The following is a 12,213-nucleotide window of genomic DNA, read 5'->3' as shown; positions in this document are numbered from 1 at the left end:
ATTTTGAATCACGTAACCTTCTCCTCGGCTGTATGCAAGCAAAAATAGAAAAAATAAGTCCTTTATCTGCTTTAGCCATTAAGAATATTGAAGAGCAGGAAAATAAAACTGTGGATTTTTTGAGTTTCAGGGAGAAGCTTTCTTTTGCCAACATCAGTCATCCAGAGAAGCGTAAAGAATGGAAAGGGGCACGGCTGGCCATCAAGTCAGCTCTGGATGCGATCAACATGGCCTATCCTGGTTTCTACAAAGATGAACATGGAAAATCCTACCCAATGGATGGATATGGCAATGTTTCCTTGACCCATACCCAAGGGTTAGCTGCTGCTATTTTTCATAAGGAAATGCCAGTGGGAATAGACATCGACTACATCAAAGAAAAAGTGGTTAGGCTTGGCCCCAAATTTCTTGACCCGACAGAAATAGCGTTCCTTAACAATGATCCTGTACTGTACACCATTGCTTGGTCTGCGAAAGAATCTATTTTCAAGTGCCAAGGCAGAAAAGGGATCAGCTTAAGACAACATATCCTTTTATCTCCCTTCGATATCAATGATAGAGTTATAAAAGGAAAAATTTATGACACCGACTTTGCCGACCATTATTACTCTGTAAAGGTGGAAAGACAGCATGACTTGATCATGACCTACACCATTTGGTAATTTAACAATCTCTTTAGCCTGATTTTTGTAATAAAAGAAAACAATCAACCACTCTCCAAATGAAAAAACTTGTATTATTGATATTAACCGTTTTAATCTTTAACGTGGCCTCTAATGCAAGGCAAATAGTATCCTTTGAATTGGAGGACATTACTGGCAATACCACTTTTAAACTTCAATATTACAATAAATCTCCTGCTGTTGTTTTGATTTTCACATCCAACAATTGTCCTTTTGCCAAGCTATATGAAGATCGTTTGATCAGCCTGCAGAAATCATATGTAGATAAGAGTGTGATCTTTGCCTTTATTAATCCCCACCATGGGCAAAGTGAAGAAGAGTCCACAAATGCCATCAAATCCAAAATTGCTCAGAAAGGAATTAGCTTTGCTTATTTGCTTGACTCTAATCAATTGGTCACCAAAAGTCTAAAAGCTTCAAAACTACCAGAAGCTTATGTGCTGACACCCAGCCCAACTGGGTTTTCTATTGCCTATCATGGCGCGATTGATAATAATGCCCAACTACCCAATCAAGTTACCAAGCAATACTTAAAAACAGCCATCGACCAAGTAATGGCCGATCAGCACCCCATTCCTAACAGTCTCCGAGCAGTAGGCTGTAATATCGTTCCCCTCAATTGATTGATCCAAGAATTTCCAAAAGCTGTCGAATTTCCTCCACCTTCTCTGGCTCTCCCAATTTTTCGAAAGAAACAGTTAAGTTTCTTAAAGTTCTTCGGAGAATATCGATATGGGCACAAGGCTCAAAAAACTCCTCTTTGGGCTCAATCTTCAGGTGCTCCAAATAATTATTGATATCCTGCTTGCTAAAAATCAGCCCTTTATTAAATGCATTGATATAAAATGTAGTAGCTTCTGACTTGTAGGTCAACACGAACAAATTCGGCAAATTGACACCAAAAACCGGCAGACCTAATTTTTGAGCTACCAAATAATAAACAGCACACAAACTTATCGGGTTTCCTTTTCGAGTGTCCAGCACATTGCTGATCATGCTGTTCCCGGGAGAATGAAAATTTTTTGTATTAGCTGAAAACTTCAGTTGATTGAACAATACATTATTGATCAGCCGAACTTGGTCATATGGAGAAATATCCGTTTTGAAAGCCGTCCACACTTCAAAATAAATTTGGTGCATATCCGCATTCATGGACTCAAAATCCAAATCGGGATATTGATAAGTATTCAATATCCAAAGCCCTTTCAACAAATCCTGTTCTTCAGACAGTTTCCATTGCTCCAACCTTTCTTTAAGGAGTGAAAACTGAAGCTCGTGTACGAGCTCCTCTATTTCCTTTTGTAATTCCGGGTTAAAGCTACTTTCCCACTTCTTTTCCAAAAAAGGAATTACGGCATTACCTAGAGAGATGATTTTATCTTTCACATGATCTTTTACTTCACGATCTGAATCATCCAACAAAGAAACCAATGCATGTAATTCTTTTTCTGTAAGCTTTCCCATATAGTATTGCCCCGATAACAGGGTTTGAAAACATCTAGATTAATGTCAAATTTTACTAAGCTCAAATTTACGATCAAGTTTGAATAACTCCTACATTAAAGCGTTCAATGATGGGCGCATGATTGGCTGCCGTTATGCCTGTTGAAATCACTTTTCTGGTTTCTTGAGGGTCTATCACCCCATCAACCCATAATCTTGCAGCCGCATAGTACGGGCTCAATTCCTCTTCATATTTGTCCGAAATATCCTTTAATAGTTTCGCTTCATCTTCAGGGCTTATTTCCTTGCCCGCCTTTTTAAGTGAAGCCACTTTTATCTGTAGTAAAGTCTTTGCTGCAGATGCCCCAGACATCACTGCCATCTGAGCTGTAGGCCAACTGTAAATCAATCTTGGATCATAGGCTTTGCCGCACATGGCGTAATTTCCTGCCCCGTAAGAATTGCCAATGATAATGGTAAACTTGGGAACCACGGAATTGGCCATTGCATTGACCATTTTGGCCCCATCTTTAATGATCCCCCCATGTTCCGCCCTGCTACCGACCATAAAACCACTTACATCCTGAAGAAATAACAAAGGTATTTTACGTTGATTACAGTTCATGATAAATCGTGCCGCTTTATCCGCTGAGTCTGAGTAAATCACTCCTCCCATCTGCATTTCCCCCTTCTTGGTTTTTACCATTTTCCTTTGATTAGCTACAATGCCCACAGCCCATCCATCTATCCTTGCCGTACCACAAACCAAGGTCTGGCCGTAGTCGGGTTTGTATTCGTCAAAAGAACCTTGATCTACTAAGCCTTTCAACAGTTCATGCATATCATAAGGTTTGGCCCTATCGATAGGAAAAAGGGATAATAATTCTTCGTAAGAACACTCTGGTTCGAGAGCTTCCACCCTATCAAAACCGGCATTCTCTCTCGCCCCAAGTGTATTGAAAATACGCTTGATCGCATCTAAACAATCTTGGTCATTATCATATTTATTATCAGTGACCCCTGAGATCTCACAGTGTGTGGTAGCTCCACCTAAGGTTTCATTGTCTACGGACTCTCCAATCGCTGCTTTTACCAAATAAGACCCTGCCAAAAATATGGAACCTGTATTATCCACGATCAAAGCTTCATCGGACATAATCGGCAAATATGCCCCTCCTGCCACACAGCTTCCCATAATGGCCGCAACCTGAACAATCCCCATAGCCGACATCTTCGCATTGTTTCTAAACTGTCTACCAAAATGTTCTTTATCCGGAAATATTTCATTTTGCTTCGGAAGAAACACACCAGCACTATCTACCAAATAAATAATGGGGAGTCTATTTTCCATGGCCACTTCTTGTGCCCTAAGGTTCTTCTTGGCGGTCATGGGAAACCAGGCACCAGCTTTCACAGTGGCATCATTGGCTACTATCACACACATGCGGCCACTAACCTGGCCTATGCCTGTTATTACGCCAGCGGACGGACAGCCCCCCTCTTCCAGATACATTTGATCTGCAGCCAAAGTACCAATTTCTAAAAATTCACTCCCTTCATCCAATAAATAGTCAATCCTCTCTCTTGCTGTCAGTTTGCCTTTTTCATGTTCTTTGGCGATTCGCTTCTCTCCTCCCCCCTGCTTGACTTTGGCGACCTTTTCCTTTAAAAACCGAAGTAATTCTTCGTGCTGTTCTTTGTTTGTTTTGACTTCACTCATGGGTTTATAAACTTGATTGCATTTGCCAATCGCCATTTGTCGATTTAATGGATGGCGAAAAATTGACTTATTCCAATATATAAAAATTCAAATGATATTGGTCTTGATTTCTTAAAAACTCAACCATAAAAAAGCCAGCTGGTCAGCTGGCTTTTTTAATTAGTAGGGCCTTTCAATATGACTCAATCTCTTCCTTATAGGCTTTAATGGATCTGTATATGGCCGATGCCAAATAAGCTTGGCCATTCTCACTGTTCAGGTATCTTTCTTCATTGGAATTGGAAAGAAAACCAGTTTCCACCAACACACTGGCCATACTGGATCTCCAAAGGACCATAAGAGGCAGTTGCTTTACACCACGACTTCTTCTGTTCAGCTTGTTCTTGAAATCGTTCTCTATCTTTTGTGCCAAAGAAAGGCTGCTTGCAAAATAAGCCTTCTGCATCAAATTAAACATCATATAGGATTCTGGAGATTTAGGATCAAAACCCTCATAGTTCTCTTTATATCCATCCTCCATGAGTATCACGGAGTTTTCTCTTTTTACGATTTCGAAGTTTCTCTTCAAATCATAAGATCCCATCACGTAGGTCTCTGTACCATAGGCAGCCGAAGGTCCCGCATTGCAATGAATGGACACAAATAAATCTGCTTTATTTCTATTGGCAATGTTAGCCCTCTCCTCCAGTTCAATAAACACGTCTGTTTTTCGTGTATAGATCACTTCAACATCTGGAATATACTTTTCTATGTAATTACCCACTTTGAGCGCAATGGATAATGCTACATCCTTTTCTTTTGACCTTCCTCCGAGTGTACCAGAATCCTTACCTCCGTGTCCAGCGTCTATAACAACCCTTCTCAATTTAAACTCCCGAACCTTCTCCCCAGCAGGAACAAAAGCCGAAAGCAATGCAAAGCAGGTGAGAAAAGAAATTATTATAACATTTTTGATACTGGTTCGTTTCATAAACATTATTAACGTTAACTTTACGCGAAATTTAAAAATTTTTGAAGCAAATAGAAGTAAATCTGTGCAGAATATTAAGGTAGCTTATCTTTCCTTTATCTTACTCATAATTTCCCTTGGAGCCTCCATGGCTCAGAAAACTTTCAGGAACCCTGCTGAGAAAGAGATCATTGCACCAGAGTTACCCTCACCAATCGATTCTATCTCCCCTACACTGCCCGATAGTTTAATTTTGAATGACTCCATTCCTTCAATTGACTCAGCAAAGGTTGTGCCCAAAGGAGACATTGAGACCACCATTAGGTATGCTGCTCAAGACAGTATTCTCTCCAACTTCAAAGAAAAGAAAGTTTACCTTTATAATAAGGCGTGGTTTGAGTATGGGGACATCCGGTTGGATGCTGATTACATAGAAATCAACTGGGAGAAAAATGAACTTTATGCCTCTGGTGTCAAAGACTCCACTGGCACGGTACAAGGAAGCCCTATCTTTAAGGAAGGAAGTAGTACTTATGAAATCCGAAAGGACATGCGCTACAACTTCAAAACCAGTAAAGCCATTATTTCCGACGTAGTTACAGAACAGCAAGAAGGACTCCTACGCGGCGAAACAGTAAAAAAAGATGATGAAGGAAATGTCTATCTAAGCCATGGCTTTTACACCACTTGTAATCTAGCAGAGCCTCATTGGCACATTTCTTCCAGTAAAATAAAATCCGTAGAGGGCAAACAAACCATTTCTGGTCCCTTTAACCTTTACTTCAATGGCATCCCAACACCAGTAGGTTTGCCTTTTGGTTTTATTCCAGATCAGAAAGAAGAACAAGTTTCCGGAATTATTATCCCTTCTTATGGAGAAGAAAGAAGGAGAGGTTTTTACCTGAGGGATTTTGGCTATTACTTCGCTTTTAATGATTACATCCATAGTCGATTGACTGGAGAAATCTACTCAAAAGGTGGCTATGGCGTAAAAGCTGCTACAGCTTACAAAAAGCGTTATCGCTACAGTGGTGGATTCAATGTGGATTATCAACAATTCCGAAGTCCAGAAACAGAAGCAAACCCGCTGGACTATACCACTATTTGGGTCAACTGGAGTCACAGTCCTGAATCAAGAGGTAATTCGCGGTTTTCCGCTTCCGTAAACGCAGGTACTACCAATTATAACAACTTAGTGGTAAACCCTACCAATTACATGCGGAATACCAATTCAGAATTTACTTCAAACATTTCATATAGTAAAACCTTTACGGGAACCCCATTTAGCATGTCCGCTAATCTAAGACATTCGCAAAATGTTCAGACAGATGAGGTTTCTTTGGTTTTACCTAATGTTTCGGTCAATATGAACCGCCAAACACCTTTTAAAAACTCCAAGTTCGAACCTTTGAAAACCTTGAACTTTGCCTGGAATTTTGAGTTACAAAACTCCATCAATAATAAGGTGGTTCAGGAATTGGGCATTGAAAACGAATATTTGCAAAATGATGCTTTTGAGGATGATTATGAGGCACCTGATGTAATTCCATTTACTTGGGCTAACCTACCAAAACTCTTCAAACAAGCAGAAAATGGTTTCAGACAATCCATCCCGGTTTCCTCTAATTTCACCCTTTTTAAGTACTTCACAGGAACTGCGGGCTTCCAATACACAGAACTTTGGTACTTGGACAGGATCAATTATTTCTACAATGCACCAGAAGAACGTGTGGATAGAATCTTAGAAAATGGCTTTAGCAGAGTAGGTTATTATAACACCTCCTTTAACATGGCCACCAATATCTATGGTTTTTACACTTTTGGCAAGAATTCAAAAATCGAAGCCATCAGACACCATGTGCAACCGACTATAGGCATGTCATTTACGCCTGATTTCTCTGACCCAAAATATGGTTATTATCAAACTGTTCAGGTAGATGAAGAAGGAAATACGCAAATGTACAGTAGGTTTCAAGGTTTTCTTTATGGAGGGGCACCAAGAGGAGAATCAAGGTCACTGAATATTTCAATTAGAAACACGTTGGAGGCCAAAAAGAGAATTGAAAGTGATACCACAGAAGCCTCAACGAAGAAGTTTCCATTATTACAGTCATTCAACATCTCAACCAATTACAACTTTGTGGCTGACTCCTTTAACCTTGCTCCCATCAGCATGAGCACAAGAACTACTTTCTTTGACAATAAAATCTCGGTTGCTCTTTCTGCGACCTTAAACCCTTATGCTACCCAGGCCTATTACAATGAGTCTACAGAAGAATACTACACCCGTAGAACCAGTGAATACGCATGGAAAAACGGCCAGGGCATAGGAAGTTTTAGCAGGGCCAACTTAAACATCAACGGTAGTTATAACCCAAGAGGTGCCGAAAAAACTCCAGCAGATACCCGAGAAGAACTTACCAATGACTTCCTCCAGCAAGGTGGGCAAATGAATGATTTCGTCGAAAACGAAATTGAACGAATAGCCAATGACCCTAGCCAATACATCGATTGGAGTATCCCTTGGAACATCAACTATGGTTACAACCTGAGTTATAGTAAAAGTGACAATTCTGGGAAGACCAATATCACCCAAGCCATCAATTTATCCGGAGACATCAGTTTCTCAGAAAAATGGAAAGTCAACTTCAACACCGGCTTGGACTTGTCCACTCAAAAGATCACCCAATCCATGATCGGCATCGCCAGAGACCTTCACTGCTGGCAAATGAATGTCAGCTGGATTCCATTCGGCTCATTCACAAGTTATAACATTGACATTAGGGTAAAAGCTAGTATCCTACAAGACCTCAAGGTATCCAGAAGAAGATCCTTCTTCGATTATTAATGTAAACAGCGAATTAAATTTTAGCTCGGCTCAACGGCATGGTCATGCATCTTGGGCCACCTAAGCCTCTACTCAGTTCTGAAGAAGGAATATCTAACACTTCCACCCCCATGTCCCGCAACGCCCTGTTGGTATGCTTGTTTCTTCTATAGGAAATTACTTTTCTCGGGCCAATCGCAAAAACATTAGCACCATCAAACCATTGTTCTCGCAAAGCAATATCTTTATTGCCGTTTCCTCCCAAATGAATCACTTCCAAATACGGAATTTCCTTCTCTAAAACAGTCAACAATGACTCTTTCAGTACAGTCCTCTTAATATGCACCTGATCTCCATCGTTGCTTTTAAGGGTATAAAGAGAGGTTTGTAAAACTGACTCCAAAGCATCAGGATAGGTCAAAACCAAATTCTCATCCAACACTGTGAACACTGTATCCAAATGCATAAAATTTCTTTGCTTGGGCATATGAACTTCATAAACCCGCTCCACGGTTCCCTCAGCCAGCAAAGCCTTGGCCACATGGTAGATGGCTTTCTCATCTGTTCGCTCAGAATTACCAATAGCTACTGCTTTTTCTGAAAGCACTATCACATCACCTCCTTCTATACAAGCAGGGTTGTTGTGCCCATCTACCGGATAGATTTTATTTACACCCCCTTTAAAATCCGGATGATTTTCAAAAATTGCCCTGATAACATTGGCTTCCCTTTGACGACCTTCCATCTTCATACTTGAAAAAATCATTCCTCCTGGAGTGAGGGCAGCAGGGTCTCTTTGAAAATATAAATTGGGACAAGGTGGAATAATAAAAGCATAATCCATAAGGTCCACCAAAGGCAGCTTACTAATCTTTTTTTTGAGTTCATGTACCTTGATTCCTGCAATTAATGCAGTAGCGCATTCTGAAGTAGACAACCTCCCCAAAATACTTTCCGTGAAATGGGACAACCTAGAAAATGAAAGCGCCTCTTCCATCATTTTAAAAAGTATTTTGTCATCTGCCATGGTTTCCATCAAAAGCTCATGAAGACTTAAAACCTTAGCACCAGTGGTTTGTTTGATGATATTGGTAAAGTAATCATGCTCCACCTGCATGGCCTCTAAATAAGGAACATCCTCAAAAAGCAACAACTCTTTATTATAAGGTGTAAGACGATCTATTTCCTTTCCAGGACGATGCATAAGCACTGTCTTAAGTGTTCCAAATTCAGAGTTAATTCTCAGGTCCATCATGTTTTTACTTACCTAAATTTATTTCATATTTAACAACAATGTACAATAAATACTACCAATTACGAAACAAATTACCTCCATCATTATCATTGACATAAAAAAAGGGTTGTACTGTCTGGTACAACCCTTTTTTATAATGTGTTTTCAGTGAATCACAAAATCACAACTCACTGACAAGAAGCCTCCTACAGATTTTAAGCCAACCAACTGGCTACTTCATCCTTGCTAGGATTCTTTGCGTCCAGCTTAAGCTTTTTCCTCCTTCCACAAACATCATTAAAGAGTTTATTGGCATCTTGCTCCTTTAATTGCTCGATAGTGTGAATATTCAAATCCCTAATGGCAGGCACCAAGGCAGGATCAACACCCAAGGCAATAAAGTCTTCGTCCGTAGCGATTTTCACTTTTTTCTCTGGTCTCATCTGAGGGAAGAAAAGTACCTCTTGAATAGTAGAATTATCTGTCAACAGCATGGTTAGCCTGTCTATCCCTATACCCAAACCAGAAGTTGGAGGCATCCCATATTCCAAAGCTCTTAGAAAGTCTTCATCCATCGCCATTGCTTCATCATCTCCTCTTTCTGCCAACTTCAATTGGTCCTCAAAACGTTCACGCTGATCAATCGGGTCATTCAACTCTGTATAGGCATTGGCTATTTCCTTACCATTCACAAACAGTTCAAAACGCTCCACCAAACCTTTCTCCGTTCTGTGCTTTTTGGCCAAAGGTGTCATTTCGATTGGGTAATCGGTTATGTAAGTTGGCTGAACTAAATTGGCTTCTACTTTTTCACCAAAAATTTCATCAATCAACTTCCCTTTGCCCATGGTGTCATCCACTTCAATGCCAAAGTCAGCACATACACCTCGCAGTTCTATCTCATTCATTTTACTCACATCAACTCCAGCATATTCCTTGATGGAATCAAACATGGTCAATCTTCTGTAAGGACCGGCAAAATCAATTTCTTTATCCCCTACTTTAACTTTAGAAGTGCCATGGACAGAAACAGTAACCTTTTCCAATAGGTCTTCTACCATTTCCATCATCCAGATATAGTCCTTATAGGCCACATAAATTTCCATAGAAGTAAACTCTGGATTATGAGTCCGATCCATCCCTTCATTTCGGAACATTTTCCCAAACTCATATACTCCATCAAACCCTCCTACAATCAATCTTTTTAGATAAAGCTCATTGGCAATACGCAGATAAAGTGGCATGTCCAATGAATTATGGTGAGTACCAAATGGTCTGGCAGCAGCACCACCATGAACAGCCTGTAAGATAGGAGTCTCTACTTCCAACCAACCGTGATCATCAAAATACCTTCTCATGTTTGAGATGATTCTTGACCTGGTGATGAAAACATTTTTCACTTCTGGATTAACGGTAAGGTCAACATATCTCTGTCTATACCTTAATTCCGGATCAGTAAACCCATCAAAAACATTTCCTTCTTCATCTCGTTTCACGACAGGAAGTGGCTTCACTGACTTTGCCAAAACGGTCAACTCAGTAACATGAAGCGAAATTTCTCCAGTTTGTGTCGTGAAAACATACCCCTTTACACCAATGTAATCCCCTATTCCAAGCAACTTTTTGAAAACTGTATTGTAGAGCGTCTTATCCTCTCCTGGACAAATATCATCCCTCCTTACATAAATCTGCAATCTACCTGAGGAATCCTGAATTTCACCAAAAGAGGCAGACCCCATGATCCTTCTGCTCATCAAACGTCCAGCTATAGAAACATCCTTATAGTCCGTTTTATGGTTTTCATAGTTCTTATGGATGTCTTTCGAAGTGACATTGATAGGAAACTGAACAGCAGGATAAGGATCTATCCCCAGTTTCATCAAGGCTTCCCTGTCTTTTCTTCTTTCTATCTCTTGTTCGCTCAGTAATTGCATTTGCTTAGATATATTAATTTATTTTTTGATAGCTGCTCTTCGTGCTATCTCATTTTTAATCAAATCAAACTCTCTACTGCTTTGACCAGCCACACTGGTATTTTCCGCAGCTCTTCTATATAAATAAGGCATCACAGACTCCACAGGCCCGTAAGGCACATATTTGGCTACATTATAGCCAGCAAAGGCCAAGTTGTAAGATATGTTATCACTCATCCCATAAAGTTGAGCAAAAAACACTCTCTCATCCTCTGGTTTCAAACCATGAAGATTCATCAATTCAGTAAGGATAATATTACTCAGTTCGTTGTGCGAGCCACTGACCAGATAAATACGATCTTTATTCTCAATACTGAACTTTAGAGCTGCATTGTAGTCTTTATCAGAATCCTCTTTTGTATCCTGAATAGGACTTGGATAGCCCATATCTTCTGCTCTATCTCTTTCCTTTTCCATGTATGCCCCTCTCACCAACTTGGCACCAACATGGTAACCTTTAGATTCAGCTTCTTGATGGGCCGACTTCAATAAACCGAGCATATCTTTTCGGTACATTTGAAAGGTATTGTAAACAATGGCTTTTTCCCTATTATACTTCTCCATTGCTTCATAAGCTAGATCGTCAATTACATCCTGGAACCAACTTTCCTCTCCATCTATCATGATGCGCACATCGTGCTCATAAGCTGATTTACATAATGCATCCACACGGTCTTTTAGCCTCTCAAAAGCCTCTTGTTCTTTTACACTGAGCTTTTGACCAGCTTGTACCTTTGTCATGATCTTGTAGCTTCCTAGCCCTGTAACTTTAAAAACAGTAAAAGGAATCTCCGTTGCTCCGGCTGATCTTTCAATGGTTCGAAGGATCTCATCCCGGGTGAAATCATAACTTTTTTCTGTCCCCTTCCCCTCTACGGAATAATCCAATATGGTACCTATACCATACTGTTTTAATTCCTCAATGGACTTAGAGCAATCTTCAATGCTCTCTCCTCCACAAAAGTGGCCGAACATGGTTTTTTTCATGATCCCTTTTATTGGCAATTTCAATTTAAAAGCTACATCAGCCAGACCAGTGCCCAACTTCACAGCCAGATTACTATCCATCACCGCAAAAATGAGATACATTTTTTTCAACTCTACATCCGTCCTGGATGCAAAGGCAATCTCTGTATTCTCAAAAGAAATATTGGGTTTTGTATTCATCGTTTTGAATCAAGGTGCAAATATATAAAAAAACGTCTTCAGACGCTGTTTTTAATCCTTATTTATATTGAACAAGAAGCCTGCCAAGCTCTATGATCGACATGCCACCAACTCTCTAATTTCCACTGAGTAATCTCAGTCCGCGAATGTAATATTGAATCAAAGAATTTTATGCATATTTTCCCGAAAAAAACACACAAAATTTGTTTTTGCATTT

9 protein-coding genes are annotated in these 12,213 nt (G+C 40.0%); 3 read left to right on the top strand and 6 right to left on the bottom strand.

Annotated features, from left to right (window positions below):
- Nucleotides 1-32: 32 nt before the first annotated feature.
- A complete protein-coding gene (locus tag IFO69_RS16685) occupies nucleotides 33-662 on the top strand; it encodes a 4'-phosphopantetheinyl transferase family protein (protein WP_192011261.1) in 630 nt (209 codons plus the stop codon).
- Between the two features lie 59 nt (nucleotides 663-721).
- Nucleotides 722-1,306, top strand: a complete 585-nt coding sequence (locus IFO69_RS16680; RefSeq protein WP_192011260.1) for a redoxin domain-containing protein — start codon at nucleotides 722-724, stop codon at nucleotides 1,304-1,306.
- On the opposite strand, the gene IFO69_RS16675 is transcribed toward IFO69_RS16680, so the two are convergent.
- The 3 genes from IFO69_RS16675 to IFO69_RS16665 all read right to left on the bottom strand — a co-directional run bounded on the left by IFO69_RS16675 (nucleotide 1,299) and on the right by IFO69_RS16665 (nucleotide 4,816).
- On the bottom strand, nucleotides 1,299-2,147 hold the full coding sequence (locus tag IFO69_RS16675) for a transglutaminase-like domain-containing protein (protein ID WP_192011259.1): 849 nt from the start codon (nucleotides 2,145-2,147) through the stop codon (nucleotides 1,299-1,301). The genes IFO69_RS16680 and IFO69_RS16675 overlap by 8 nt on opposite strands.
- 73 nt (nucleotides 2,148-2,220) lie before the next feature.
- Nucleotides 2,221-3,846 (bottom strand): acyl-CoA carboxylase subunit beta, encoded by a 1,626-nt coding sequence (locus IFO69_RS16670; RefSeq protein WP_192011258.1) that lies wholly within the window; start codon nucleotides 3,844-3,846, stop codon nucleotides 2,221-2,223.
- 172 nt (nucleotides 3,847-4,018) lie between these two features.
- Complete coding sequence (locus IFO69_RS16665) at nucleotides 4,019-4,816, bottom strand: N-acetylmuramoyl-L-alanine amidase family protein (protein ID WP_192011257.1); 798 nt, start codon at nucleotides 4,814-4,816, stop codon at nucleotides 4,019-4,021.
- Between the two features lie 64 nt (nucleotides 4,817-4,880).
- Here IFO69_RS16665 and IFO69_RS16660 point away from each other — a divergent pair, with 64 nt between their 5' ends.
- Nucleotides 4,881-7,643, top strand: a complete 2,763-nt coding sequence (locus IFO69_RS16660) for a putative LPS assembly protein LptD (RefSeq protein ID WP_192011256.1) — start codon at nucleotides 4,881-4,883, stop codon at nucleotides 7,641-7,643.
- 13 nt (nucleotides 7,644-7,656) lie between these two features.
- Here IFO69_RS16660 and IFO69_RS16655 read toward each other — a convergent pair whose 3' ends face one another.
- From IFO69_RS16655 to IFO69_RS16645, 3 genes are all read right to left on the bottom strand, one after another.
- Nucleotides 7,657-8,874 (bottom strand): arginine deiminase, encoded by a 1,218-nt coding sequence (locus tag IFO69_RS16655; RefSeq protein WP_192011311.1) that lies wholly within the window; start codon nucleotides 8,872-8,874, stop codon nucleotides 7,657-7,659.
- A gap of 197 nt (nucleotides 8,875-9,071) precedes the next feature.
- Nucleotides 9,072-10,790, bottom strand: coding sequence for a lysine--tRNA ligase (gene lysS / locus IFO69_RS16650; protein WP_192011255.1), 1,719 nt, complete (start codon nucleotides 10,788-10,790; stop codon nucleotides 9,072-9,074).
- Nucleotides 10,791-10,808: 18 nt separating this feature from the next.
- Nucleotides 10,809-11,996, bottom strand: a complete 1,188-nt coding sequence (locus tag IFO69_RS16645; RefSeq protein WP_192011254.1) for a proline dehydrogenase family protein — start codon at nucleotides 11,994-11,996, stop codon at nucleotides 10,809-10,811.
- Between the last annotated feature and the right edge of the window lie 217 nt (nucleotides 11,997-12,213).

Origin of the sequence: Echinicola arenosa (genome assembly GCF_014841125.1) — a bacterium.
GTDB lineage: Bacteria > Bacteroidota > Bacteroidia > Cytophagales > Cyclobacteriaceae > Echinicola > Echinicola arenosa.
The sequence above is the reverse complement of the archived record's forward strand: the minus strand, read 5'-3'. Positions and strand labels throughout refer to the sequence as shown.

Bases quoted from the DNA above. Each gene is read 5' to 3' on its own strand.
- IFO69_RS16685 (WP_192011261.1), top strand. From the start codon at position 33: ATGCAAGCAAAAATAGAAAAAATAAGTCCTTTATCTGCTTTAGCCATT.
- IFO69_RS16680 (WP_192011260.1), top strand. From the start codon at position 722: ATGAAAAAACTTGTATTATTGATATTAACCGTTTTAATCTTTAACGTG.
- IFO69_RS16675 (WP_192011259.1), bottom strand. From the start codon at position 2,147: ATGGGAAAGCTTACAGAAAAAGAATTACATGCATTGGTTTCTTTGTTG.
- IFO69_RS16670 (WP_192011258.1), bottom strand. From the start codon at position 3,846: ATGAGTGAAGTCAAAACAAACAAAGAACAGCACGAAGAATTACTTCGG.
- IFO69_RS16665 (WP_192011257.1), bottom strand. From the start codon at position 4,816: ATGAAACGAACCAGTATCAAAAATGTTATAATAATTTCTTTTCTCACC.
- IFO69_RS16655 (WP_192011311.1), bottom strand. From the start codon at position 8,874: ATGGACCTGAGAATTAACTCTGAATTTGGAACACTTAAGACAGTGCTT.
- lysS (WP_192011255.1), bottom strand. From the start codon at position 10,790: ATGCAATTACTGAGCGAACAAGAGATAGAAAGAAGAAAAGACAGGGAA.
- IFO69_RS16645 (WP_192011254.1), bottom strand. From the start codon at position 11,996: ATGAATACAAAACCCAATATTTCTTTTGAGAATACAGAGATTGCCTTT.